The sequence below is a fragment of the Pseudomonas sp. WS 5410 genome (assembly GCF_012985645.1).
Lineage (GTDB): Bacteria > Pseudomonadota > Gammaproteobacteria > Pseudomonadales > Pseudomonadaceae > Aquipseudomonas > Aquipseudomonas shahriarae.
On record NZ_JAAQWS010000001.1, the window covers coordinates 84,772 to 109,201 of the forward strand.

The 24,430-nt window shown below is 58.2% G+C and carries 20 protein-coding genes and 2 pseudogenes; 14 read left to right on the forward strand and 8 right to left on the reverse strand.

Features of this window, described 5'->3' with window-relative positions; all coding sequences use genetic code 11:
- Window positions 1-4 precede the first annotated feature (4 nt).
- Together HBO24_RS00390 and HBO24_RS00395 are read left to right on the forward strand one after the other, a co-directional pair.
- Window positions 5-763, forward strand: coding sequence for a TSUP family transporter (locus HBO24_RS00390; protein ID WP_032859412.1), 759 nt, complete (start codon window positions 5-7; stop codon window positions 761-763).
- Between the two features lie 16 nt (window positions 764-779).
- The gene (locus HBO24_RS00395) at window positions 780-1,259 is read left to right on the forward strand and encodes a YbaK/prolyl-tRNA synthetase associated domain-containing protein (RefSeq protein ID WP_016964635.1); all 480 of its coding nucleotides are present in this window, start codon (window positions 780-782) and stop codon (window positions 1,257-1,259) included.
- A 48-nt stretch (window positions 1,260-1,307) separates the two neighbouring features.
- On the opposite strand, the pseudogene HBO24_RS29810 reads toward HBO24_RS00395, so the two are convergent.
- Window positions 1,308-1,435: pseudogene (locus HBO24_RS29810) on the reverse strand (integrase); the annotation flags it as partial.
- Window positions 1,436-1,534: 99 nt separating this feature from the next.
- Between HBO24_RS29810 and HBO24_RS00400 the strand changes: the two are divergent.
- The gene (locus HBO24_RS00400) at window positions 1,535-2,749 is read left to right on the forward strand and encodes an aldose 1-epimerase family protein (protein WP_170059096.1); all 1,215 of its coding nucleotides are present in this window, start codon (window positions 1,535-1,537) and stop codon (window positions 2,747-2,749) included.
- A gap of 9 nt (window positions 2,750-2,758) precedes the next feature.
- Here HBO24_RS00400 and HBO24_RS00405 read toward each other — a convergent pair.
- Window positions 2,759-2,878, reverse strand: a pseudogene (locus HBO24_RS00405) (hypothetical protein); the annotation flags it as partial.
- 320 nt (window positions 2,879-3,198) lie between these two features.
- Between HBO24_RS00405 and HBO24_RS00410 the strand changes: the two are divergent.
- Window positions 3,199-4,443, forward strand: coding sequence for a M20/M25/M40 family metallo-hydrolase (locus tag HBO24_RS00410; RefSeq protein ID WP_170059097.1), 1,245 nt, complete (start codon window positions 3,199-3,201; stop codon window positions 4,441-4,443).
- A gap of 87 nt (window positions 4,444-4,530) precedes the next feature.
- On the opposite strand, the gene HBO24_RS00415 is transcribed toward HBO24_RS00410, so the two are convergent.
- The 4 genes from HBO24_RS00415 to HBO24_RS00430 form a co-directional block, all read right to left on the reverse strand.
- Window positions 4,531-5,784: an OprD family porin gene (locus HBO24_RS00415; RefSeq protein ID WP_170059098.1), complete on the reverse strand. Its 1,254-nt coding sequence runs from the start codon at window positions 5,782-5,784 to the stop codon at window positions 4,531-4,533.
- 86 nt (window positions 5,785-5,870) lie between these two features.
- Window positions 5,871-7,175: a citrate:proton symporter gene (locus HBO24_RS00420; protein ID WP_057959717.1), complete on the reverse strand. Its 1,305-nt coding sequence runs from the start codon at window positions 7,173-7,175 to the stop codon at window positions 5,871-5,873.
- A gap of 126 nt (window positions 7,176-7,301) precedes the next feature.
- A complete protein-coding gene (locus HBO24_RS00425) occupies window positions 7,302-8,609 on the reverse strand; it encodes a dicarboxylate/amino acid:cation symporter (protein WP_057438422.1) in 1,308 nt (435 codons plus the stop codon).
- Window positions 8,610-8,652: 43 nt separating this feature from the next.
- Window positions 8,653-9,735 (reverse strand): 4-oxalomesaconate tautomerase, encoded by a 1,083-nt coding sequence (locus HBO24_RS00430; protein ID WP_120733013.1) that lies wholly within the window; start codon window positions 9,733-9,735, stop codon window positions 8,653-8,655.
- Window positions 9,736-9,900: 165 nt separating this feature from the next.
- On the opposite strand from HBO24_RS00430, the gene HBO24_RS00435 reads away from it, so the two are divergent.
- Window positions 9,901-10,791: a LysR family transcriptional regulator gene (locus HBO24_RS00435; RefSeq protein WP_057438424.1), complete on the forward strand. Its 891-nt coding sequence runs from the start codon at window positions 9,901-9,903 to the stop codon at window positions 10,789-10,791.
- Between the two features lie 157 nt (window positions 10,792-10,948).
- On the forward strand, window positions 10,949-11,374 hold the full coding sequence (locus HBO24_RS29430; RefSeq protein WP_057959715.1) for a hypothetical protein: 426 nt from the start codon (window positions 10,949-10,951) through the stop codon (window positions 11,372-11,374).
- 325 nt (window positions 11,375-11,699) lie between these two features.
- Here HBO24_RS29430 and argC read toward each other — a convergent pair whose 3' ends face one another.
- Window positions 11,700-12,656, reverse strand: coding sequence for an N-acetyl-gamma-glutamyl-phosphate reductase (gene argC, locus HBO24_RS00445; RefSeq protein ID WP_170059100.1), 957 nt, complete (start codon window positions 12,654-12,656; stop codon window positions 11,700-11,702).
- Between the two features lie 113 nt (window positions 12,657-12,769).
- Between argC and HBO24_RS00450 the strand changes: the two genes are divergently transcribed.
- Both HBO24_RS00450 and HBO24_RS00455 read left to right on the forward strand, forming a co-directional pair.
- Window positions 12,770-13,654, forward strand: a complete 885-nt coding sequence (locus tag HBO24_RS00450; protein ID WP_170059101.1) for a LysR family transcriptional regulator — start codon at window positions 12,770-12,772, stop codon at window positions 13,652-13,654.
- 324 nt (window positions 13,655-13,978) lie between these two features.
- Window positions 13,979-15,634 carry a methyl-accepting chemotaxis protein gene (locus HBO24_RS00455; RefSeq protein ID WP_170059102.1) on the forward strand — a complete coding sequence of 552 codons (1,656 nt, stop codon included), beginning with the start codon at window positions 13,979-13,981 and terminating at the stop codon, window positions 15,632-15,634.
- Between the two features lie 125 nt (window positions 15,635-15,759).
- Here the strand turns inward: HBO24_RS00455 and HBO24_RS00460 are convergent, their stop codons facing one another.
- Entirely contained in the window at window positions 15,760-17,526 is a 1,767-nt protein-coding gene (locus tag HBO24_RS00460) for a penicillin-binding protein 2 (RefSeq protein WP_120733018.1), read from the reverse strand.
- Window positions 17,527-17,950: 424 nt separating this feature from the next.
- Here HBO24_RS00460 and HBO24_RS00465 point away from each other — a divergent pair, with 424 nt between their 5' ends.
- The 6 genes from HBO24_RS00465 (at window position 17,951) to HBO24_RS00490 (ending at window position 24,422) form a co-directional block, all read left to right on the forward strand.
- Window positions 17,951-19,405: a TrkH family potassium uptake protein gene (locus HBO24_RS00465; protein ID WP_169960286.1), complete on the forward strand. Its 1,455-nt coding sequence runs from the start codon at window positions 17,951-17,953 to the stop codon at window positions 19,403-19,405.
- A gap of 295 nt (window positions 19,406-19,700) precedes the next feature.
- A complete protein-coding gene (locus tag HBO24_RS00470; RefSeq protein ID WP_170045589.1) occupies window positions 19,701-20,648 on the forward strand; it encodes an AraC family transcriptional regulator in 948 nt (315 codons plus the stop codon).
- Between the two features lie 107 nt (window positions 20,649-20,755).
- A complete protein-coding gene (locus HBO24_RS00475; protein ID WP_170045588.1) occupies window positions 20,756-22,132 on the forward strand; it encodes a Rieske 2Fe-2S domain-containing protein in 1,377 nt (458 codons plus the stop codon).
- Window positions 22,129-22,617: a benzoate 1,2-dioxygenase small subunit gene (gene benB, locus HBO24_RS00480; RefSeq protein WP_128593680.1), complete on the forward strand. Its 489-nt coding sequence runs from the start codon at window positions 22,129-22,131 to the stop codon at window positions 22,615-22,617. Before HBO24_RS00475 ends, benB begins: the two co-directional genes overlap by 4 nt.
- Window positions 22,618-22,627: 10 nt before the next feature.
- The gene (benC, locus tag HBO24_RS00485; RefSeq protein ID WP_170059103.1) at window positions 22,628-23,650 is read left to right on the forward strand and encodes a benzoate 1,2-dioxygenase electron transfer component BenC; all 1,023 of its coding nucleotides are present in this window, start codon (window positions 22,628-22,630) and stop codon (window positions 23,648-23,650) included.
- 10 nt (window positions 23,651-23,660) lie between these two features.
- Window positions 23,661-24,422 (forward strand): 1,6-dihydroxycyclohexa-2,4-diene-1-carboxylate dehydrogenase, encoded by a 762-nt coding sequence (locus tag HBO24_RS00490; protein WP_170059104.1) that lies wholly within the window; start codon window positions 23,661-23,663, stop codon window positions 24,420-24,422.
- Window positions 24,423-24,430: the final 8 nt, after the last annotated feature.

Genomic DNA, 24,430 nt, shown 5'->3' on the forward strand with positions numbered 1-24,430 from the left:
TTTCATGGTCGATATTGTCATTCTTTGCGTGTTCGCCTTCGCCGCCGGCCTGATCGATGCGGCGGTGGGCGGCGGCGGACTGATCCAGATTCCCGCGCTGTTCAACGTGCTACCCAGCGCTCAACCGGCGGCGCTGCTGGGTACCAACAAGGTTGCGGCCGCCTGCGGCACGGCATTCGCGGCTCGGTCCTTCGTGCGCAAGGTGGTGATTGACTGGGGGCTTGTGATCCCCGCGGCCTGCGCGGCTTTTGTCATGGCCTTCTTCGGAGCCGCCACAGTGTCGTTCGTGCCCCAGTCGATGATCCGGCCGGCGGTGCTGGTGTTGATTGTACTGATGGCGATCTACACCTTCTGGAAAAAAGATTTCGGCGCCTTGCATAAACCCATGCGTATCGGTACCAAGGAAAAACTGCTGGCGATCGTCATCGGCGGTGCCATCGGTTTCTACGATGGTCTGTTCGGTCCCGGCACTGGCAGCTTCCTGATCTTCCTGTTTATCCGCTGCTTCGCCTTCGACTTTCTTCATGCCTCGGCATCGGCCAAGCTAGTGAACATCGCGACCAACGTAGCGGCACTGATGTTCTTCATTCCGACGGGTAACGTGCTCTACCTGATCGCAATCCCCATGGCGGCATTCAATATTCTGGGCGCGCTCACTGGCACCTGGCTGGCGGTTCATAAAGGTGTGCCATTTGTCCGGGCTCTATTCCTGGTGTTGCTGGTGATTCTGATCAGCAAACTGTCCTACGACCTGCTCCTGTAAACCAGAGGAAAACTACATGCATCCCATGTTCGATCGCCTCGTGGCACTACTCGATGCCCGCTCAGCCTCCTACCGGGTGTTGATGCACGATGCTGAGGGCCAGTCGGCGCGCGTCGCAGAAATCCGTGGCACCGAGCCCGGCCAGGGCGCGAAGGCCATGCTTTGCTCCCTCAAGGGGCAGGCCGGACCCTATGCACTGGTGATACTGCCGGGCGACCAGAAGCTGGACATGAAGAAAGTCGGAGCGGCCCTGGGCGGCAAAAAAGCCGAGCTGGTGAAGGCTGAAACCGCCATGGAACTGACCGGGTGCCGGATCGGCGCCATCCCTCCTTTTGTTTTCGATGAGCGGATTCAATTGATCGTCGATCCGGCCTTGACCACAGGCTACGCTGAAATAGCCTTCAACGCGGGGCGGCTGGATGCGTCGATGGTGCTCGATACGCAGGATTATCTGGCGATTGCCATGCCTCGATTGCTGGATATCAGCCAGGCCTGAGCAGACGTTTTCACAACGCCGCAAAAAAGAAAAAGGGGACGGATCTATATCAAGGCCTATGGCTTTCACCCAGCCTTTGCCGATACGAGTGTATTGAAGAGTGGATAGAGGGGCTGAGGTATGCAGGCCACGAGAGCTAACCGTGTTTGCTCAGTGATCTCAAACTGCACTGGCCGCTGCATTGCCAACTTCGTCGGCGTTGGGTCGATTTTTAGCTTGCTGAAGCGTTTCATCAAGTTTATAAAAATGGCACAACTCCAAGAAAGGCTGCCGCCATGACCCCGCTCAAACTCTTTGTTGCCCTCAGCGCACTGTCCGCTGCCTCCCACGCCGTGGCTTGGGATTACGTTCTGCTCGACACCGACAAAGCTGCCCAGAACTGGCAGATCACCAGTCAGCAACTCGGACTAAAAACCGACAAACCCTTCAGCGTTACCCTGCGCACCTTGCACGGCGGTCGGCAGGAGGGCGTCAGCATCGTCGACATCGATAACGGCACGATGAAACTCTCGGTAGTGCCGACTCGCGGAATGAACGTCTTGCAGGCCTCGGTCGGCAATGTGCGCATGGGCTGGGATTCGCCGGTCAAGGAAGTGGTCAATCCGTCCTTCATCGAGCTCAATGGCCGCGGTGGTCTGGGCTGGTTGGAAGGTTTCAATGAGCTGGTCACCCGCTGCGGATACGAATGGGTCGGCCACCCAGGCATCGACAACGGCGAACTGCTGACCCTGCACGGTCGGGCCGCCAACATTCCTGCGAGCAAAGTCACCCTGCATATCGACGAAAAGCCACCGTACGCCATCACCCTACGCGGCGAACTGAAAGAGCAGGCGTTCAAGAAGGTCGACTTCTCGGTCGCGACCGAACTGGTCACCGAACCCGGCAGCGTCGTGTTCACCCTCAACGACACCCTGACCAACAACGGCGACTATCCGAAGGAATACCAGGCGCTGTATCACAGCAACTTCAGCACCCCGTTCCTGGAGCAGGGCGCCCGTTTTGCCGCGCCGGTGAAACAGGTGTCGCCGTTCAACGACAAGGCCAAGGGCGATCTGCCCGACTGGCAAACCTACCGCGCACCGACCAGGGGCTACGACGAAACGGTTTACAACGTGGTGCCGTATGCCGATGCCAAGGGCGACACGTTGACCGTGTTGCACAACAAGGCCGGCAGCCTGGGCGTTTCGGTCGGCTTCAACACCCAGACACTGCCCGTGTTTTCCCTGTGGAAAAACACCGATACCCAAGGCCAGGGCTATGTCACGGGGCTGGAGCCGGGGACAAGTTTTTCCTACAACCGCCGTTATCAGCGGCCACTGAACCTGGTACCGACAATTGGGCCCAAGGAACACAAGCAGTTCCGCATCAGCTACAGCTTGTTGGCGGATAAGGTGGCGGTGGACAAGGCCTTGAAGCAGGTGAGGGCGATTCAGGATGGGCGGGAGACTGAGGTGCGGCAGACGCCGTTGGTTGATCTGAGCAAGGGGTGAGACCGGCTGGAGCATTGTCGGCCGATATTGCAGCCCCTCGGCCAAGTGTTTGTGTCTGATCCCGTCGGTTTGTTCAAGGTCCGTAAGCGAGCGTGCGACCTTGAGCAGTCGATGGGCTGCTCGCAACGATTCGGTTACTGTCGGCTCTTGGCCGATTCTGTTGAAAAAGTCGACTTCGTGTTGGCACCGAAGTCGAATTGACCCAGTTGCCGAGATACTGCTGACCCGGTCTAACGCCTCGAAAAACATTGCCCTTAATGGATTTGTACCGATAGGGAGGTGGGTTAGTCTTGCGTCAGCACATGGGTCAATTCTGTGTTGGCATTCATAGAGAAACTATTGCTGGTAACCAGCATTGCCTGCGTGAACGCCCGCAGCGATAGGTGGCGTTGACGAAATTTATGGGGTAAAGATGGGGCTTCAATTAGCAATGATCTGAAGGAGACAGCATGCTTATCCGACGTTCATCCATCGCCGCCGCGCTCGCGTGTTCATTCTTATCCTGTACCGCGTTTGCTACGGATTTGGCCCCCCAGTTGCTGAAAAAAGCCGAGGCCGAACAAAAATCCTATCTTGCCACCGTCAAAGAGCTGGTGGACATTGATACCGGAACCGGCCATGGGCTCGGCCTGAAAACCGTCAGCGCGATGTTAGTTGAGCGGCTCAAGGGGTTGGGTGCTGAAGTCACCACGACACCTGCGACCCCCTCCGCAGGCGACAACATCGTGGGCACGCTCAAAGGCACTGGCAGCAAGAACTTTCTGCTGATGGTCCACTACGACACGGTGTTCGGGCCAGGTACAGCGGCGAAACGCCCGTTCAAGCTCGACGGCGAGCGCGCCTATGGTCCCGGTGTTGCTGACGCCAAAGGTGGCGTCGCGATGATTCTGCATTCATTGCAGATACTGCAGGATCAGAAGTTCAAGGATTTCGGTACCCTAACAGTGCTGTTCAATCCCGATGAAGAAACCGGCTCTGCGGGTTCGAAAAAAATCATCGCCGAGCTCGCTCGTCAGCAGGACTATGTGTTCTCGTACGAGCCACCGGACAGGGACGCGGTAACCGTCGCTACCAACGGCATAAACGGCGTGTTTCTCGACGTGAAGGGCAAGTCTTCGCATGCTGGTTCTGCCCCTGAAGCCGGGCACAACGCGGCCATGGAACTCGCGCACCAGATGTTGCAACTCAAGGACCTTGGCGATCCGGCCAAAGGCACCACGGTCAACTGGACGTTGATAAAAGGCGGAGAGAAACGCAACATCATTCCTTCCAGCGCCTCGGCCGAGGCAGATATGCGTTACGCCGATCTGAGTGAAACTGACCGCGTACTCGCCGACGCCCAACGCATCACTGCGAATAAACTCATCGATGGCACTGAAGTGACATTGCGCCTGGAAAAGGGGCGCCCACCGCTGGCCAAGAATCCGGGCTCCGAACAACTGGCGAAAGCCGCACAAGCGCTTTACAAAAAAATAGGCCGCAATATTGAGCCTATCGCCATGCGCTTTGGCACCGATGCGGGCTACGCATATATGCCAGGGAGCGCGAAACCGGCTGTGCTGGAGACGATGGGTGTCGTCGGTGCCGGATTGCACGCCGATGACGAATACATCGAGCTGTCGAGCATTGCTCCGAGGCTTTACCTTACGGTGGCACTGATCACCCAGCTGTCCGGCACTGACGTAGCACCGTAACTACGACGGTTTCCGCAGCCACAGGCGACAAAATGCTTGTGGCCGGTCGGGAAGCTCCGTTTTTGGCAAAGACGAATGCCCAACGACCTACCAGAGTGCGATGTCGTAGGTGAAGTAGAGGCGGTTGCTGTCACGGCCCCGGGAGAACTCGGAGCGGTAGACGTAGTTGCGCATGCGCATGCCCAGGCCCTTGAACGTGCCGGTTTGCACAACATAGGCCAGCTCGGCGTCACGCTCCCATTCCTTGACCGTGCTCGTGGACTTGCCGTCATTGCCGCTCAGGTAGCGCGTGGAGAAGGTCAGGCCCGGCACGCCAGCGGCGGCGAAGTTGTAGCCGTAGTTGAGCATCCAGGTGTTCTCATCTTCCTCGATGAACTTTCCGATACCGGCGTTGCTGAACGAGTACACGGTGGCGCCGCTGATGTAAGGCAAACCGGCATCGCCGCGCAGGGTCTGGTAGCCGCCGCCGAACGTATGGCCTGCGATCGCGTAGGACAATTGGCCGCTGAGCATGTCATTGTCGATTTTGCCGGCGTAGGCCGAGCCGCCATCAACGCTGTTGAAGTAACGCAGGTCGCCGGTCAGCACGCCTCCGGCCAACGGCAGGTCGTGCTGGATGCCGGCGAAATTCTGTCGGTAAAAGTTTTCCAGTTCACCGTAGAAATAGCTCAGCCGGGTGTTCTTGCCCCATTTGTATTCAGCACCGGCGTAGTTGAAATCCCCTGATTTTTCGCCGCTGTAGCCATCCGGCACGATCGGTACGCTGTCGCTGGAGTCGCGTAATTTGAAACGGTCCAGGTGCCCACCGGTGATGGTCAGGTTCTCGATGTCGTTGCTGCTGACCTGGGTGCCCTGGTAGGTCTGGGGCAACAAGCGTGCGTCGTTGTAAATCAGCACCGGCGTCTTTGGCAGCAAGGTGCCGTACTTGACGGTGGTTTTGGCGAACCTGGCTTTTGCGGTGGCACCGGCACTGGCAAATTCACCGGCTGCGCGGCCGTCATCGTGAACCGGCAGCAGCCCCGTGCCGCTGCGCCCGCGGCCTGAGTCGAGTTTCACGCCATAGAGCCCCAGGGCATCCATGCCTAGGCCGAGGGTGCCGGCGGTGAACCCGGACTGATAGTCCAGCAGGAATCCCTGGGCCCACTCGGTGCGCTCGCTTTTGGCCGTTCTTGCGGCGCGTGCGCTCATGCCGTGCTCATCGCGAAAGTTCTCGTTGAAATACACATTGCGCAGTTGCAGCTTGAGTTTGCTGTCGTCAATAAAGCCTTCGGCATTGGCACCGGCGAGGGGGACCAGGCCGAACGCGCAAAAAAGGGCCCGACGGGTATACATAGGGTTCATGGCAAACGTCTCGTTGTTGTTATTCGGGGTGCAGGGCAACACGCGCCCCGTGAGCGAGGCGCGTTGAAAGGCAGCAGGAAGATGATTCAGGTAAACAGGCTGATGGCCCCAGTCAGCAAGGCCAGGGCGGTAACGACCAGGGAGGTCAGCACCGCCCATTTGACGGTGGCTTTCTGGAAGTCGCCGATGTCACGGTCGACCATGCCCACCAGCAGCAGGGTCGAGGCGACCAGCGGGCTCATCAGGTGCACCGGTTGCCCGAGAATCGAGGCCCGCGCGATTTCCACCGGGTCGATACCGTATGCCGCGGCGGCATTGGCCAGGATCGGTACCACGCCAAAGTAGTAGGCGTCGTTGGACAGCACGAAGGTCAGCGGCATGCTGGTGATCGCAACCACCAGCGGGAACAGGTGGCCCCAGGAGGGTGGGATCCAGTCGACCAAGGTCTGCGCCAGGGCGTCGACCATCTTGGTGCCGGAAAAAATCCCGGCAAAGATCCCTGCGGCAAATACCAGCAGCACCACCGTCATGGCATTGCCCGAGTGCGCCAGGATGCGTTCTTTCTGAATGTCCAATTGCGGGTAGTTGATCATCAGCGCGAGCACAAAGCCGATCAGGAACAGGATCGCCGAATGCATCAGGCCCAGCACCAGGGCGACCATCACCGCAATCACCAGCACCAGGTTGACGTAGGCCAGCTTCGGACGCTTGTGAGGGGTGTCCTCAAGAATCGCGTTGATGTAGCAATCGCCGCCGCCGCTTTGCAGTTGCACGTTGCCGATACGCTTGCGCTCGGCTCGCCCCAGTAGGAAGGCGGTGAAGACCACCCACATGGCGCCGCCGATCATGGTCGGCAGCAAGGGCACGAAGTATTCCCCGGCATCCAGGCCCAGCGCGGCGATGGCCCGTGTCGCGGGGCCGCCCCAAGGGGTCATGCCGCTCATGATGCTCAACGACAGCATGGCGATGGTCGCCAGGATCATCGGGTTCATGCCGATGCGTTTATACAGCGGCAACATCGCCGCGCAGGTAATCATGTAGGTGGTGGTGCCGTCGCCGTCGAGCGCGACCAGCAAGGACAGCAGGGCCGTGCCCACCGCGATTTTCATCGGGTCGCCATTGACGCGCTTGAGGATCTTGCGGATCAGCGGGTCGAACAACCCCGCGTCGATCATCAGGCCAAAGAACAGGATGGCAAACAGCAGCAACGCGGCAGACGGTGCAACCATTTTCAGGCCGTCGAGCATCATTTTGCCGGTGGTGCCGCCGAAACCGCCAATCACGGCGAAGACGATAGGCACCACGGTGAGCGCGACGATTGGCGACAAGCGCTTGGTCATGATGAGGAAGGTGAATACGACCACCATGGCCAAGCCAAGGAAAGCGAGCATAGGACGATTCTCTTGTTGTTATCGTAAGAATGGCTGACGCCGAGGCGCACGAGCCCTGACCCGCCGGGCGGCACAATGGCGCCTGGCGGGGAGGGGGGCAGTCAAGTCAGGTGTTTGCGGTTTGCGCTAGACGCGTTTGGCGACCTTCAGGTCTTCCCAGGCTGTTGCCTCATCGGGTTTTGCGTCGAGCATCCGCGTCAGCGTTTCGCGGTGGCAGGCATTTTCAGACATCGAAATCACCACGGTCGCGACCGCGTTACTGGCCAGGCTGGTCAGGGCCCGCGCTTCAGACATGAAGCGGTCAACGCCGATCAGCAACGCCAGGCCGGCCAACGGGATGTCGTGAATGACCGTCAGGGTCGAGGCCAGTGCCACGAACCCGCTGCCGGTCACGCCAGCCGCGCCTTTGGAGGACAGCAGCATGATCGCCAGCATGGTGATGATTTGCGTAAAGCTCAGGTCAATGTTGCAGGCCTGGGCAATGAAAATCGCCGCCAATGACAGGTAAATGGCCGTGCCGTCCAAGTTGAACGAGTAGCCTGTGGGCAGTACCAGGCCCACGACGCCTTTTTTGCAACCCAGTGCTTCGAGTTTCTCCAACATGCGCGGCATGACGGGTTCTGTGGAAGAGGTGCCGAGTACCACCAGAAACTCCTCGCGCAAGTAGCGCAGCAGTTTCCACAGGCTGAAACCGTTGGCCCGACAGATACTGCCCAATACGACGAACACGAAGAAGCCGCAGGCGATGTACAAGGTCATGATCAGTTTCGCCAGAGAACCCAGCGAAGTGATGCCGTACTGGCCGACGGTGAACGCCAAGGCGCCAAAGGCGCCGATCGGAGCAAAACGCATCAGGTAAGCGAAGATCTTGAACACCATCTGCGAAGCCGATTCGAGCACGTCGAGTACTGGCTTGCCACGCTCGCCCAGGGATGACAGGGCGAAGCCGGACAACACCGCGATAAACAGCACCGGCAGCACTTCCCCTTTACTGAAGGCACCGATAAAAGTGTCCGGGATGATGTGCATGAAAAACTCCACAACCCCAAGCTTCGCGGCCGACTCCGTGTACTGGGCCAGGCCTTTGGTGCTCAGTTGGCTGGGATCGATGTTCATGCCGGCACCTGGCTGGAACACGTACACCGCCACCAGGCCGATCACCAGGCTGATCACCGTGAGGCCGAAAAACAGCAGCATGGTTTTGCTGAGCAGGCGGCCGAGCGAGCGTTTGTCGCTCATCCCGGCGATGCCGGTGACGATGGTGCAGAACACCACGGGAGCAATCATCATTTTGATGAGCTTGATGAACGCATCACCCAGTGGTTTGAGCGCGATGGCCTGCTGAGCCCAGAAATGCCCAACCATGATGCCCAGCACCACGGCGCAGAGAATCTGGAAGTAGAGCGATTTAACAACTTTCATGGCATCACCCATTTTTAGAATTGTGCGGATGCAAAAGCGCCAACGACCACCGGAATTACCCGGCCAGGCGTTGAGCGTTTGTGGCGTAGACATAACCAGAGAAAAGCCTGCGCGCAGTGCGTACGACGGACGCTTGAATTGTCTCATCGTTGACGCCGGTGTAGGACAATACGACATCAATCCCGCCGCTCGGATGTTCGATACGCACCGCTTCAAGGCGCGGCGTACTGATCCCGCCGAGCATCTGCGCGACGATGCTGCCCTCTATCACGCATGCGGTGGCCAACCCAATCGAGCCGGTAATGGCCAGGGCGCGGTGGCAGTTATGTGGCATGAAATAGCGAACCTGGATCGTACCGCCGGCTTTGGCGGGCGAAACCAGCACCGGCTTTGGAATCACTTTGTCGCTGACATCACCCAGGCCCATGGCCAGGCCTGCCTTAAGCCGCAATGACTCAAGGCGCCGCAGGAAGTCTTTATCGGCGTCCAGTTCTGCCGGGCTTTCATCGCCACGCTTGCCCAGTTGACTGGCCTCGATCAGCACCATGGGCATGGCCATATCGATGCAGGTCACTGCAATGCCGTCGATCACGTCTTGCTTATTGCCGGTAGGGAAAAGCTTGCCGGTCTTGCTGCCAGCCGCATCGAGGAACGTCAGTTGCACCGGCGCTGCCGTACCCGGCACACCATCGATGGCGGTGTCGCCCTCGTAACTGACCTTGGCATCCGGTGTGTACACGTCAGCGTTGATAAAGGTCCCTGTGTTTACGTTGCGAATGCGCACACGGGTGCGGCCCGGTGTGCCTTTGACCAGGCCCTGTTCGATGGCGAACGGGCCGACTGCGCACAGCATGTTGCCGCAGTTGGGCGCGCTGTCGACCCGGCGTTGCGAAACCATCACTTGAACGAACAGGTAGTCAACGTCTGCGTCCGGGTGCAGCGAAGGGCTGACAATCGCCACCTTGCTGGTTTGCGGGCTTCCACCGCCGATTCCGTCGATCTCCAGCTCGTGGCCGGAGCCCATCAGGTTGAGCAGCAGTTCGTCACGGGCCTCAATGGCTGCCGGTAAGTCCCAGTCAAGAAAAACCGGGCCTTTAGAGGTGCCACCGCGCATAAGCACACAGGGAATTCTTTGCATGATGCTGACTCTTGTTAATCAATCGACGCAATTGATGTTCTTGGGGCAAGAGTCTCAAGCTTTAAAAAATCTATCAAATGCAAATATTGAAGAGATTATTGCGTTTTGCGAATGATAAATTTACGCTGGGTTTTCTTCTGGTGCCTTCTGCTGATGAGATAAGACATGGACTATGAGCTGAACGACATTCGATCTTTCGTGAAAATTGCCGAACTTGGCAGTTTTCACGAAGCAGCTGATGCCTTGCATCTGTCTCAACCTGCACTCAGTCGGCGGATAAAAAAGCTGGAGGAGGGGTTGGGCACCTCTTTACTGGATCGCACCACACGCAAGGTCAGCCTCACGAGCGTCGGCCGTGACTTTCTTCCAAAGGCGCGTCGGTTGCTGGATGACTTCGATGAGTCGATTCTCAATATCCGTGAACTGGCCGAGCGCCAGATTGGCCGGGTTACCCTGGCGTGTATCCCAACTGCCGCATTCTATTTCTTGCCTTCAGTCATTCGGCTGTACAACGAGCGCTACCCAAAAATCCGCATCCGTCTGCTGGATTTGAGTGCCAATGAGGGGCTTGAAGCGGTACTGCGGGGGGAGGCCGACTTCGGTATCAACATGATGAGTGGGCAGCATCCGGACATTGAGTTCGTGCCATTGGTCAGCGAACCTTTTGTACTGGCGTGCCGGCGCGATCATGAATTGGCTGGGCGCAGTGCGGTCACTTGGTCTGAATTGAGCGATTACCGTCTTATTGGGGTAGGGCGCCTGAGCGGGAACCGCATGCTGCTCGATCATGCCCTTTCTGGGTTGAGTTGGCGGCCGCAATGGTTCTACGAAGTGCAGCATCTCTCCACTTCTCTGGGCCTGGTGGAGGCCGGCCTGGGGGTTTCGGCGATGCCGAGCCTGTCCATGCCGGCGGAAGATCATCCCACCCTGGTCAGCGTCCCGTTGATCGAACCGGTTGTGAACCGCTCTTTGGGCTTGGTCTACCGCCGCGGATCATCACTTTCGCCAGCGGCGGAAAAATTCGTCTCGATATTGCTTGAGCAATGGCCGCAATAGGCAGTGAACGGCTGAGTTTCGCTGATAGCTGCCGCTCACGGGCGACCTCTACCGGCCAAAAACGGACACCAAGAGCGTCTACGAAACCCGGGGCCGTTCACAGATCATTTTTGATCAGTCAGCGTCAGGCTATTTCCTGACACACATGGAGAGAGTGATGAGAGTTATCATTGCGTTGTTATTGATGTTGAGTACCTACGCTCATGCCGGTTGCGGCAACATCGGCGACAGCGATCAACGCGCGTATTGCGAGGCCAAAACCAATGGTCAAAGTTGCGGCAATATCCACGACAACGACCTTCGGGCTAGTTGCTCGGCGGAAATGAAAGGTCAAAGTTGCGGCAATATTAGTGACAACGATCAACGTGCTTACTGCAATGCCAAAGTCAATGGCCAAAGCTGCGGTAATATCCACGACAACGACCTTCGGGCTAGTTGCTCGGCGGAAATGAACGGTCAAAGTTGCGGCAATATTAGTGACAACGATCAACGTGCTTTCTGCAATGCCAAAGTCAATGGCCAAAGCTGCGGCAACATTCAAGATAGCAATTTGCGTAACAAGTGTGATGCCATAAAGCGTTGATCTACGAATCACGCGGGACCAGCTGTTCTTGATCGAAACTGGCCTCGCGAACTTGAGCTCCTCAGTTGTTGTAGCGCCTGCAGACCCCTTATCCTCGTGGCCACCTCTGCCAGATTCGATATCGAAGTTTACGTGACCCTCCCCATCTGATTCGCCCTGAATAGCGAGGGCGGTCCGCACAACCTATTGGCTGAATTCTGCCTCCGCTGACCGGCAGCTATGGGCCGATCCGTCCCTGTTTCATTTTAACCGTGCCCAAAGCAGTCTAACTGCAGGAGCTTCTAGGTCCGCTAATGGCCGATTGCTGCCTGTCGTGGACGACCGTTTAACCCCAAGCCCGACTGGATTGCAAACGGCTCCCTGCAACCATCAAGTCCAGATTCTGCACCGCCGCTCCAGCGGCTCCCTTCCCGAGATTGTCAAACACCGCAGCCAACAAAACCTGCCCCGTCTCATCATTTTCACACACCACCAAGCGCAATCTGTCCGTCCCGTTAAGCGCCTGAGGATCAAGGTGCGTCAACTCTTTAGACTCTTGCATCGACATCACCTGTACATGCTCCGCACCGATGTAGTGCTGCATAAGGCACGCATGCAACCGCAGCGCATCCACGCCCGGCGCCAACAACCGAAGTTGCAACGGTATGGTCAGCACGATCCCCTGACGAAAAGCCCCATAGGCCGGCACAAACATCGGCCGTTCCGTCAGGCCGCTTTGCTGCTGAATTTCCGGAATATGTTTGTGTGCCAGCCCCAGGCCATAAACCTGAAACGACGGCGCCTGTGATGCGCCTTCTCCCTCATGCTCTTGCACGCCGACGCGGCCTTTTCCGGAATAGCCCGACACCGCATGAATGTTCGTCGGGAAGTCCCTGGGCAGCAACCCGGCCTCCAGCAATGGGCGCAGCAACCCTATCGCTCCCGTGGGATAGCAACCGGGGTTGCTGACCCGCCGCGCCATGGCGATGTGTTGGGCCTGCTGCGAGTTCATCTCCGCAAAACCATAGGTCCAGTCTGGATGAGTGCGGTGCGCCGAACTCGCATCGATCACCCGAACGGCGGGGTTTTCGATGCTCGCTACAGCGTCGCGTGCGGCTTGGTCGGGCAAGCAGAGAATCGCGATGTCGCAGGCGTTGATGATTTCGGCGCGACGTTGCGGGTCCTTGCGGTGTTCGGGGCTGAGCGTGATGAGCCGCAGATCGGTCCGGTCGCGTAGACGTTGATGGATTTGCAACCCGGTGGTGCCTTGGTCGCCGTCGATGAATACAAGGGGGTTTGCCATGGAATGCTCTCGGACATAGGAAATCAGGAGTTCCAATCTTCAGCGCGGGGTTAAGATAGGAAAAGTTGAATTTCCAAACGATGAGATTCAGTTTTTCTGAAGGATGAGTGATCATGCGCGAAATCAGCCTGGACCGTCTGCGCACGTTGGTGGCCATTGCCGACCTGGGTTCGTTTGCCGAGGCGGCCCGTGCGTTACACCTGGCCCCCCCCACGGTGAGTTTGCATATCGCCGACCTGGAGTCGCGGGTTGGCGGCAAGCTGTTGTCGCGCACGCGTGGGCGCGTGCAGCCTACGGCGATAGGAGGAACCCTGGTGGACCGCGCGCGGCGGCTGTTGGCGGATGCCGAGCAGGCGCTTGAGGATGTGGAGCGTCAGGTGCAGGGCTTGGCCGGGCGCGTGCGGCTGGGTGCCTCCACAGGGGCTATCGCGCAGTTGTTGCCGCAAGCGTTGGAGACCTTGAGCCAACGCCATCCCGCTATTGATGTGCAGGTCGCGGTACTCACGTCGCAGGAAACCTTGAAGAAGCTTGCCGAGGGCTCTTTGGAGATTGGCCTGGTCGCGCTGCCACAGACCCCGGTGAAGGCATTGCGGATCGAACCATGGCGGCGGGACCCGGTCATGGCTTTCTTGCCAGCGCGCTGGGAATGCCCGGAGGTTGTGAGCCCTGGTTGGCTGGCCGCTCAGCCATTGATTCTGAATGACAACACTACTCGGCTTTCGCGCTTGACCTCGGAGTGGTTCGCCAGTGATGGACGCCGGCCCACGCCGCGTATTCAACTGAACTACAACGATGCGATCAAAAGCCTGGTGGCGGCCGGTTACGGTGCGACGTTGTTGCCCCATGAAGCCTCCACGCCATTGCCCGATACCCGGATCGTCATGCGGCCATTGCAGCCTTTATTGTGGCGTCAACTCGGTATTGCCCACCGTGGTGGGGACGTCGAGCGGCCGACGCAGCATGTGTTGGATGTGTTGCGGGGGTTGAGCGCGGGCTAGGGCGATGTTGTCAGAGAAAGGAGCGCTTTCGAGCTATCGCTGACGTTGGCGACAGTCAGCCCGGCCTCTATTTCTTGCGCCTGTCAGAAACCGGAGGTGGCTAACCGTTCATCGGGATTGAGTGATGTCATGACGACATCATCCAAATATATCTGTACAAGAGTTGTACAGGAATAAATTCTTGTACAAGTATCGCTGGCCAGGAAACAACGCCGCTACTCGTTGCCGATGAACAAAAGAATACCTGCGCAGGATGCGGACCAGGGGCGAATACATACCCTTGCAGGTGTCCCTTAATTGCTCCTCTCATTACGCAGGTACATCATGCCATCGCACACTCTCCGGTTCTCTACACGCACCAGTCTCTATGCCGGCTATGCCAGCCTGGTCGCGTTTATGTTACTGATCGCCGCGATCTCGCTGTACGCCCTGGCTAACAGCAATAAGGATTTTTTTCTCTACGTTAATGGCGTTGATGCACGTACCCGCCTGGCCAACACACTGAACGACGCCGCCGCCCAGCGCGCGATTGCCCTGCGTAACATCGCCTTGAACAGCAATGTCACTGCGAGAGGACAGCAGCGGGGCGCGATTGCCCTTAACGAACAAACGGTGGCCAGCAGCCTCGCCGCGCTACGCCAGGCAATTGATACCCATGATGATGTGTCGCCCAGATCACGTGAGCTGTTCTCAACCATCGAGCAGGTCGAGAGCCGCTACAAACCGGTAGCGCACACCATTGCCGAACACCTGTTCAAGGGTGAAAACGATGAGGCCATGCGCATGGTCAGCGAGCAGTGCACACCATTGCTGGCCGAGCTGACCCGGGCAATTGGCGAATACCTGCGCTACACCAACCAGAAGGCAGACCTGCAGGTCAGCGAAAATGACGCAAATTATCTGTCACAACGCAACCTGCTGCTCGCCATTACGGCGCTGGCCGTCTTGCTAGCGGCGGTACTGGGCTACGTCATCAGCCGCAACCTGCTGCGCGCGCTGGGTGCCGAACCGAGTGAACTCAACCAGCTCGCCCAACGGGTTGCCCAGGGCGATTTGCGCGCTAGCGAGCGCACGATTGAGCCACCACAAGCCAGCATCATGGCCGCCTTGCTGAGCATGCAGGAGAACCTGCGGGACATGACCAAGGGCATAAACCTGTCCTCACAGACCGTGGCCGAATCCAGCCAGGAGCTTAGCCAGTCGAGCCTGAGAAACGCCGAAAGCGTGGCCGTGGCACAGTGCGAGGTCGAGCAGATCGTCACCGCCGTTCACCAAATGGCCGCCACCGTGCAGGATGTCGCGCGCAATGCCGAATCCGCCGCCAGTGCCGCCAGCGAGGCCGATAGCGCGGCCCTGTACAGCCAGCAGAAGGCCAAAGATGCCGTGAACATGATCGGCGAACTGGCTGAGACAATCGAACAGTCCAACATGGCCATGAGCCGGCTGAAGAATGAAACCGGCAATATCGGCGGCGTGCTTGAAGTGATCAAGTCGGTGGCCGACCAGACCAACCTGCTGGCGCTCAACGCTGCCATCGAGGCTGCCCGTGCTGGCGAGGCCGGACGCGGCTTCGCGGTGGTAGCCGACGAGGTGCGCAGCCTGGCTCAACGTACCCAGAAGGCCACCTCAGAGATTGAGGGGCTGATCGCCAGTCTGCAGAAAATTGCCGATGAGACCTCGCAGCATATGCAACGCTGCAAGCACTCCAGTGCGCAGTCGGTGTCCGGCGTTTCCGAGGCCGGTGACGCGGTAAGCACGATCGTCACCATGATCGAGCGGATCAACGGCATGAACCACCAAATCGCCGCTGCCGCCGAGCAGCAGAGTACCGTTGCCGAGCAGATCAGCCGGGGCATCGTGACCGTCAGCGAAAGCGCCGAGCAATCCGCTGCAGCCTTCCGCAGCGCTCAGCAGGAAAGCGAAGGATTGGCACGCACCAGCGTGACATTGCGAGAGAACATCTCGCGCTTTCAGCTCTAGGGACTGTTGCCGTTTCATCGCGAGCCGCGTTGCTGCGAGAAATGGCCTCCGAGCAATGATCATCGAGCTGCACTCGGAAGCCGCCCATTGGGAACCCAGCTTACTGCCAAGTTCAGACTGAGCGTTCAACCCGTTGCGGGTATATGGGCTCGCAATGGTGGCTGCGAGTGTATAGGCGTCGTAAACATCGCGGGCGATGGGGCCCCAGCACGCCCAGGCGTGGCGCGAGTGGAACGACGCTCATCACTCGGAATATTTCTGATCCGAAGAGCGTCTTCAAGGACCTCCTTAAAAATCGGTGCTGCAATAGCTCCCCCGAAATAGCCTCCGGCAGTGGGTTCATCTACGATTACGGCCATTATGAATTCCGGCGCGTTGGCCGGAGCGATACCTACGAACATGGCTCTATATTTATTGTTTTGATATCCGCCGCTGGATGCCTTGCGTGACGTGCCGCTTTTGCCTGCAATTGTATAACCGTCGATGGCTGCGCGCTTTCCACCTGCTCCAGGGCCATCCACGGCCTGCACCATCATGCTCAGAACACTGTTGGCGACCTCCGGACTTATGACGTTGCGTGACGGCTTTGCCTCGCCTTTGATTATTGATAGTGGAACTAGATTCCCGTCATTCGCAAAGACGGTATAGGCTTGAGCCAGTTGTGCCAAGTTGACAGACAAGCTGTATCCGTATGAGAGGCTCGCTGTAGCAATGTCGGACCACACCCGGTTGACTGGAACAGTCCCGACGCTTTCTCCGGGGAAGTAGATAGCTGTGTTGATTCCGAATCCCAACTCAGTAAGCAATTGTGAGATGACTGCTCCACCTGTCGGAATCGCGACCTTGCTCATGCCAACATTTGAAGAGCGGCGGATAATTCCCGCCAAATCCAATTGGCTGTCTCTGCCTACATCCCTAATGGTATATCCATTTATCTTTACGAATCCTGGTGCTATTTGAATAATGGCGTCTTTGTCAATTATTTTAGCCGTCAGAACGGCTGCCATACTGAATGGTTTTATCACTGAGCCGGGCTCATACACATCAGTGAAAACGCGATTTCGAATAAGCTCCGCGTTGAAGCTTTTGCGTGCATTGGGATTGAAGGAGGGCATTGTAGAGAGTGCTAATATCTCACCGGTTTTAGCGTGTATAAGGATCGCACTTGCAGACTTGGCTGCATTTTTCATGAGGGCTTTCAGTAGTGCTTTTTCAACGTAATGTTGAAGTGTGGAGTCAATCGTCAAATGCAGATTGTCTCCCGGAGTAAAGGGTTTGTGCACAACGATTTCACGAGTGGCTCGCTTGTGTAGGTTTAACGTGTGCTCTTCTATGCCAGGCAGGCCAGAAAGTTTATGGTTATACATTAATTCGATACCTTCGATACCTTTCTGGTCAATATTGGTGAAGCCTATTGACTGAGCAAGCATCGAGGATTGAGGGTAGTATCTCTTGTATTCCTGGCGTTCATAAACGCCAGGAATAGATAGTTCCATTATGGTGTTCGCCAGCTGGGGATCAATCCTTCTGGCCAAATAGGCAAAGGATTTGTTTTGAGTGTTTAGTGTTAGGTTTTTTGTTAGTGATTCATTGATGTCAAGATGTTCTTTGAGTAAGGCTGCTTGCTGATTTGTTGGGTCAAACTGTTTAGGGTTTACCCACAAGGTGCTCACCGGTGTGGAAACTGCCAGCGGCTGACTGAATCTGTCGAATATAGTCCCGCGAACGGGGATCGTTTCAATCATTCGCGTTGTTCGTTTGCGGCCTTCGCTGGCCAGGAACTCATGGGAAAAAATCATCAGGTAAGTTACTTTGGCCGCAAGAACCATTGATAGTGTATAAAAAACAGCTAAGACAATGGCGAATCTTGGGTTTGTCGCTAGGGGCTTCACACGGCACATCCTGTTGTATACGTTCAAAACAAGGCCAGCCTAACTAAATTATTCGCGCTTCGCTCTGTAATATTAAGAAATGTCTTTCCTCGATCTATTTGCCTCTAGCGAATTGGATGGTCGATTCTAGTTTTGAATGTTGGCAATACAGATAATTTTTTATCTTTACAACGAGCTTTCTCGTTATTAAATGGGAAAATAATAATGACGACTGAAATGCAGACGCTTTAAGCGAATCGGGTACCCGGCTACGTGATGAGGTCATACCGGTTTGGCAGCATGCTGCTGGTTGAATTGCTCTGTGCCAAAAGCTGCCTTTGACGCACGCAGTCTGACGGCTTGCTCGTGAAAATTTTACGCAAAATTTACGGAGCTTCCAGGTTCGGCATCGAATACTGCGCGGTGATAATTTGGAACGCTCCTCATGTCCCTCGCAGCAATTCGGCTTATTGGATTTATCTTAGGCATTTTTCTGGTCACGCTGGCCATAAGCATGGCTATTCCCATGATCACGCTGGTGGTCTACGGCCGTAGCGACGATCTGTCGGCATTTCTCTGGTCGAGTTTGATTACCCTCATCTGTGGCCTCCTGTTGGTCGTCCGGGGGCGCCCGGATACTGGTCAGCTTCGCCCGAGAGATATGTACCTGCTGACGACGGGCAGTTGGGTGGTGGTGTGCACCTTCGCAGCGTTGCCAATGCTGTTCATCACTGACATCAGTTACACCGACGCGTTTTTTGAAACGATGTCTGGCATCACAACCACCGGCTCGACTGTACTCAGTGGCCTGGACACCTCATCTCCCGGCTTGTTGATCTGGCGCTCCATGCTGCATTGGTTGGGAGGCATAGGATTTATTGGCATGGCGGTGGCGATCCTTCCACTGTTACGAGTGGGTGGCATGCGGCTGTTCCAGACAGAGTCCTCAGACTGGTCAGAGAAAATGACGCCGCGTTCCCATGTGGGCGCCAAGTACATCCTGCTGCTCTATTGCGGGCTTACTGGCATCGGCGCAATCGCGCTCTGGCTCGCTGGAATGACGCCATTTGACGCGATCAACCACGCAATGTCGTTGATCTCTACCGGCGGGTTCTCAACTTCCGATGCCTCACTCGGGCATTGGACACAACCAACGATTCACTGGGTGGCAGTGGCCATCATGATTCTGGGCAGTATGCCGTTCACCTTGTACGTCGCCACATTGCGGGGTAATCGGCGTGCGCTGATCAAGGATCACCAGGTACGCGGATTTATTGGATTCTTGCTTGTCACATCGCTGGCCGTGGGCACCTGGCTGTATTTTCACAGCGATTACGGGTGGTGGGATGCGTTTCGTATCGTGGCAGTCAACGTGACCTCGGTGGTCACGACCACTGGAATTGCTGTTGGCGACTACACCTTGTGGGGCAGCTTCGCGGTCTTGCTGTTTTTCTATCTGACGTTCGTGGGTGGTTGTTCCGGCTCCACTGCAGGCGGGCTTAAAATCTTCCGTTTTCAGGTGGCTGCCGCTCTACTGGTCAGTAGCTTGAAGCAGTTGATCCACCCTCGAGCCGTGATTCAGAAAAAATACAACGGCCATCCCATCGACGAAGAGATCGTGCGCTCGCTATTGACCTTCTCGTTTTTCTTCACTATCACGATTGCCGCGATTGCCTTGGGCCTGGCTCTCATCGGGCTTGATTGGACAACCGCGTTGAGCGGTGCCGCTACTGCGGTGTGTAACGTCGGGCCGGGGCTTGGCACAATCATTGGCCCGGCCGGTAACTTCTCATCATTACCGGATGCCGCAAAATGGCTACTGACCGTTGGCATGCTTCTGGGAAGGTTGGAAATCCTGACGGTGTTGGTACTCGTAACTCCGGTTTTCTGGAGATATTGACCCCGCTTGTCGAGGGCCGGGACTAATCCACCTCGAAGGCCGCAACCCGCGCCCGTTTATAAAAAGTGGCAGCACGTCCCATGAGCGCACTTCTGATCTAAGGCGCTACGGAACACGTATCAAGACATGTCGCCCCCCCAAGCGGTCGTGCGCCGCATGATGCCCGGCCTAGTGCGGATTATCGCCCCACGCAAAGCCGACCATACCTCCCAGGTATCCCGTCAGACCTTATCCATATTGGACGGTCGCGGCATCACGCCTCAGCCTGAGGCCAATAACGATAAAGAGGCGCACCATGACCGTGCTATTGAGTGAGCGCAGCCAGATTTTCCAGGGCGCCGATGCCTATGCTGTGTCGGACTATGTCAACCAGCATGTGGGCAGCCACTGTATCCGCCTGCCGCCCAAGGGCCGGCCGATGGCGAGTATCAGTCACCGGACGTTTTCCAGCCTGGACTTGTGCCGTATCAGCTATGGCGCGCCGGTCAGGGTCACGTCGGTGGCGCTGGAAACCATTTATCACTTGCAGATCCTGCTGACAGGCCACTGCCGCTCCAATTCCCGGGGCGGGGAGCAGGTCTTCGGACCGGGGGAGATCTTGCTGATCAACCCGGATGACCCGGTGGACCTGACCTATTCCGCCGACTGCGAAAAATTCATCATCAAGTTGCCGGTGCGTCTGTTGGAAAACGCTTGCCTGGCGCAGCACTGGACGCTGCCGCAGCCGGGTATTCGCTTTGCGGATGCACGCCGGGCGCTGAGTGAGATGGACGGTTTTCTGCAGTTACTGGGGCTGATCTGCCATGAGGCGGAAAACGCCGCCGAGCCTGAGGTGCAGGGCCTGTATGAGCGGATTGTGGCCAATAAGCTGTTGGCGCTGCTGGCCAGCAATGTGTTGCGGGTGGTTCCCCAGGCGGCGCAAGGCGGCGGTTTTGAGGCCGTGCGCGAGTTTATCGAGGGACATCTGGGCGAGGACATCAGCATCGAGCAGTTGATGGCGGTGGCCAAGGTCAGTGAGCGTTCGCTGTACAGCCTGTTCGAACGCCAGGTGGGCCTGTCGCCCCGTGATTATGTACGCCAGCGCAAGCTGGAGCGGGTGCATGCGCGTTTGCAACTGACTACCGCGCGCAGCGTGACGGAGGTGGCACTGGACCATGGCTTTATGCACCTGGGGCGCTTCTCCGAGGCCTATCGCAAACGCTTTGGTGAGCTGCCTTCGCAGACCTGGAGGCGCCATCGCTAAGCGGCTTGCGCCAGCCGGATACTGATTTGCAGGAAGCGGATATTGAGGAACAGGACGAACACGTACGGTGAGGGCGCCTGATACAAGAACAACGGAGGGCCTGCCCCATGACCAGTACACTCGAGCGCCTCGCTGCACAACTGCGCGAGTCCGTTCAGGAAGATCCCGCTACCGGGGTGTTCCGCTGCCGCCGCGACATCTTTACCGACCCCGAGCTGTTTGCCCTGGAGATCAAGCACATCTTCGAAGGCGGGTGGCTGTACCTGGCCCATGAAAGCCAGGTGCCGGAAATCAACGACTACTACACCACCTGGATTGGCCGCCAGCCGGTGGTGATCACCCGCGACAAACAGGGCACCCTGCATGGCCTGGTCAATGCCTGCGCCCATCGCGGCGCCATGTTGTGCCGGCGCAAGCAGGGCAACAAGGGCTCATTCACCTGCCCATTCCACGGCTGGACCTTCAGCAACGCCGGCAAGCTGCTCAAGGTCAAGGATGGCAAGACCGGGGCCTACCCGGACAGCTTCGACTGTGACGGCTCCCACGACCTCAAGCGCCTGGCGCGCTTTGAAAACTACCGCGGTTTTCTGTTCGGCAGCCTCAGCGACGCGGTGCCGGAACTGAGTGATTACCTGGGCGAGACCCGCGTCATCATCGACCAGATGGTCGACCAGGCTCCCCAGGGCCTGGAGGTGCTGCGCGGCAGTTCATCCTATGTCTACGACGGCAACTGGAAGCTGCAGATCGAGAACGGTGCCGACGGTTACCACGTCAGTTCCGTGCACTGGAACTACTCGGCGACCATGGGCCGGCGCAATTACGAGGCCGAAGGCACGCGCACGGTCGATGCCAATGGCTGGTCGAAAAGCCTGGGCGGGGTCTACGCCTTCGATCACGGGCATATCCTGCTGTGGACGCGCCTGCTCAACCCCGAGGTGCGTCCGGTGCATGCCCATCGCGAAGCATTGGCCGAGCGCCTGGGCCAGGCGCGTGCGGACTTTATCGTCGACCAGACCCGCAACCTGTGCCTGTACCCCAATGTGTACCTGATGGACCAGTTCTCCACGCAGATCCGTGTGGTGCGGCCCCTCGCGGTGGACAAGACCGAAGTGACCATCTATTGCATGGCGCCGATCGGCGAAAGTGCCCAGGAGCGGGCGACGCGGATTCGCCAGTACGAAGACTTCTTTAACGTCAGCGGCATGGGTACCCCGGATGACCTGGAGGAGTTCCGCGCCTGCCAGACCGGCTACCAGGGGGCGACCACCCTGTGGAATGACCTGAGCCGTGGCGCCAAACAGTGGGTGGAGGGGGCCGACGACAACGCCAGGGCCATGGGCATGCACCCGCAACTGAGCGGGTTGAAGACCGAAGACGAAGGCTTGTTCGTGCGCCAGCATGCGCATTGGGCCGCAAGCCTGCAGCGCGCAATCGAGCGCGAACAGCAGGGCCTGATCGCCAGCGACCGGGAGGTGCAGCCATGAGCCTGTCCCGTGACCGCCTGCTGGATTTTCTCTACCGCGAAGCGCGCCTGCTGGATGATCGCCAGTGGGATGAATGGCTGGCGTGTTACTCGCCCAAAGTGGAGTTCTGGATGCCCGCCTGGGACGACTACGACACCCTCACCGAAGACCCGCACAGCGAAATCTCACTGATCTACTACCCCAGCCGCGATGGCCTGGAAGACCGGATCTTCCGGATCAAGACCGAGCGATCCAGCGCCAGCACGCCCGAGCCGCGCACGGTGCACCTGCTCGGCAACCTCGAAGTGCTGGCCGACGATGGCGCGCAGGTAGAGCTGCGTTTCAACTGGCACACCCTCAGCCACCGCTACAAGACCACGGACAGCTATTTCGGGACGTCCTTCTATGGCCTGGATATCAGTGGCGAGCAGCCGCTGATCACGCGCAAGAAGGTGGTGCTGAAAAACGATTACATCCACCAGGTCATCGACATCTACCACATCTGAGGACACCGCCATGAGCTATGCCATTGCCCTGAACTTCGAAGATGGGGTGACCCGCTTCATCGACTGCAAGGTGGGGGAGAAGGTCCTCGACGCCGCCTTTCGCCAACGCATCAACCTGCCCATGGACTGCTCCGACGGGGTGTGCGGTACCTGCAAATGCCATTGTGAAACCGGCGCCTACGACTTGGGTGACGACTATATCGACGACGCCCTGAGCGCCGACGAAGCCCGGGAACGCCAGGTGCTGACCTGCCAGATGGTGCCGCAATCCGATTGCGTGATTGCCGTGCCGTTGCCGTCCAGTGCGTGCAAGACCGGCACCACGCAGTTTGCCGCGACGCTGGCGAGCATTACCCGCCACGCCGATGCCGCGCTGGAGGTGAGCTTTGGATTGGACCAGGCGCCGGTGTTTTTACCCGGCCAGTACGTGAATATCGGTGTGCCCGACAGTGGGCAGACGCGCTCCTATTCATTCAGCAGCCGCCCTGGCGACACGCACGCGAGTTTCCTGATCAAGCATGTGCCGGGCGGCTTGATGAGCAGCTGGCTGGAGCGCGCCCGGCCGGGCGATCGAGTGCCGATGACTGGACCACTGGGCAGTTTTTACCTGCGCGAGGTGGTGCGGCCCCTGTTGTTACTGGCCGGCGGCACCGGTCTGGCGCCGTTTCTGTCGATGCTTGAGGTGTTGGCACAGCGCGGGGAAACCCGGCCGATCACACTGATCTACGGGGTAACGCGGGATCAGGACCTGGTGCTGGTTGAGGCTCTGGAGGCCTTCGCCGCGCGCTTGCCCCAGCTCACGGTTGTCACTTGCGTGGCCGACCCGCAGACCGCGCACCCGCGCCAGGGGTATGTCACCCAGCATATGGCCCGCGAGGCGCTCCACGACGGCGATGTCGATGTCTACCTGTGCGGGCCGCCGCCGATGGTCGATGCGGTGCGCCAACACTTCAAGCACCAAGGCGTGAGCCCGGCCAGCTTCCATTACGAGAAATTCACCGCCAATGCCGTCGCAAGTTCTGACGCCGCGTGAGGAGATCAGCATGAATCCACGTTTTGACACCAAGGTAGCGCTGGTTACCGGCGCCGCCCAGGGCATCGGCCGGCGCGTGGCCGAGCGGTTGCTGGCGGAGGGCGCCTGGGTGGTCGCGGTCGATCGCTCGGAGCTGGTGCATGAGTTGCAGCATGCGCGGCTGCTGACCCTGATCGCCGACCTTGAGCAACATGCCGCGTGTGCCGAGGTCATGGCCGCCGCCAAGGTGCGGTTTGGGCGCATCGACATTCTGATCAACAACGTCGGCGGGACTATCTGGGCCAAGCCCTTTGAGTTCTACGCGGTAGCGCAAATCGAAGCCGAAGTGCGCCGCTCGCTGTTCCCCACGTTGTGGTGTTGCCATTGCGTGCTGCCCTACATGCTGGAGCAGGGCAGTGGGGCCATCGTCAATGTGTCTTCGGTCGCCACACGCGGGGTCAATCGGGTGCCCTATGGCGCGGCCAAGGGCGGGGTCAATGCCCTGACCGCGTGCCTGGCCCTGGAGACCGCCGGCAGCGGCATCCGTGTCAATGCCACCGCACCGGGCGGCACCGAGGCCCCACCGCGGCGCATCCCGCGCAACAGCCAGCCGCAAAGCGAGCAGGAGCGCGTGTGGTACCAGCAGATCGTCGACCAGACCCTCGACAGCAGCCCGATGAAACGCTACGGCAGCATCGACGAGCAAGCGGGCGCGATTCTATTCCTGGCCTCTGACGAGGCTTCCTATATCACCGGCGTGACCTTGCCGATAGGAGGTGGCGACCTCGGCTGATTCACCGT

Bases quoted from the DNA above. Each gene is read 5' to 3' on its own strand.
- HBO24_RS00390 (WP_032859412.1), top strand. From the start codon at position 5: ATGGTCGATATTGTCATTCTTTGCGTGTTCGCCTTCGCCGCCGGCCTG.
- HBO24_RS00395 (WP_016964635.1), top strand. From the start codon at position 780: ATGCATCCCATGTTCGATCGCCTCGTGGCACTACTCGATGCCCGCTCA.
- HBO24_RS00400 (WP_170059096.1), top strand. From the start codon at position 1,535: ATGACCCCGCTCAAACTCTTTGTTGCCCTCAGCGCACTGTCCGCTGCC.
- HBO24_RS00410 (WP_170059097.1), top strand. From the start codon at position 3,199: ATGCTTATCCGACGTTCATCCATCGCCGCCGCGCTCGCGTGTTCATTC.
- HBO24_RS00415 (WP_170059098.1), bottom strand. From the start codon at position 5,784: ATGAACCCTATGTATACCCGTCGGGCCCTTTTTTGCGCGTTCGGCCTG.
- HBO24_RS00420 (WP_057959717.1), bottom strand. From the start codon at position 7,175: ATGCTCGCTTTCCTTGGCTTGGCCATGGTGGTCGTATTCACCTTCCTC.
- HBO24_RS00425 (WP_057438422.1), bottom strand. From the start codon at position 8,609: ATGGGTGATGCCATGAAAGTTGTTAAATCGCTCTACTTCCAGATTCTC.
- HBO24_RS00430 (WP_120733013.1), bottom strand. From the start codon at position 9,735: ATGCAAAGAATTCCCTGTGTGCTTATGCGCGGTGGCACCTCTAAAGGC.
- HBO24_RS00435 (WP_057438424.1), top strand. From the start codon at position 9,901: ATGGACTATGAGCTGAACGACATTCGATCTTTCGTGAAAATTGCCGAA.
- HBO24_RS29430 (WP_057959715.1), top strand. From the start codon at position 10,949: ATGAGAGTTATCATTGCGTTGTTATTGATGTTGAGTACCTACGCTCAT.
- argC (WP_170059100.1), bottom strand. From the start codon at position 12,656: ATGGCAAACCCCCTTGTATTCATCGACGGCGACCAAGGCACCACCGGG.
- HBO24_RS00450 (WP_170059101.1), top strand. From the start codon at position 12,770: ATGCGCGAAATCAGCCTGGACCGTCTGCGCACGTTGGTGGCCATTGCC.
- HBO24_RS00455 (WP_170059102.1), top strand. From the start codon at position 13,979: ATGCCATCGCACACTCTCCGGTTCTCTACACGCACCAGTCTCTATGCC.
- HBO24_RS00465 (WP_169960286.1), top strand. From the start codon at position 17,951: ATGTCCCTCGCAGCAATTCGGCTTATTGGATTTATCTTAGGCATTTTT.
- HBO24_RS00470 (WP_170045589.1), top strand. From the start codon at position 19,701: ATGACCGTGCTATTGAGTGAGCGCAGCCAGATTTTCCAGGGCGCCGAT.
- HBO24_RS00475 (WP_170045588.1), top strand. From the start codon at position 20,756: ATGACCAGTACACTCGAGCGCCTCGCTGCACAACTGCGCGAGTCCGTT.
- benB (WP_128593680.1), top strand. From the start codon at position 22,129: ATGAGCCTGTCCCGTGACCGCCTGCTGGATTTTCTCTACCGCGAAGCG.
- benC (WP_170059103.1), top strand. From the start codon at position 22,628: ATGAGCTATGCCATTGCCCTGAACTTCGAAGATGGGGTGACCCGCTTC.
- HBO24_RS00490 (WP_170059104.1), top strand. From the start codon at position 23,661: ATGAATCCACGTTTTGACACCAAGGTAGCGCTGGTTACCGGCGCCGCC.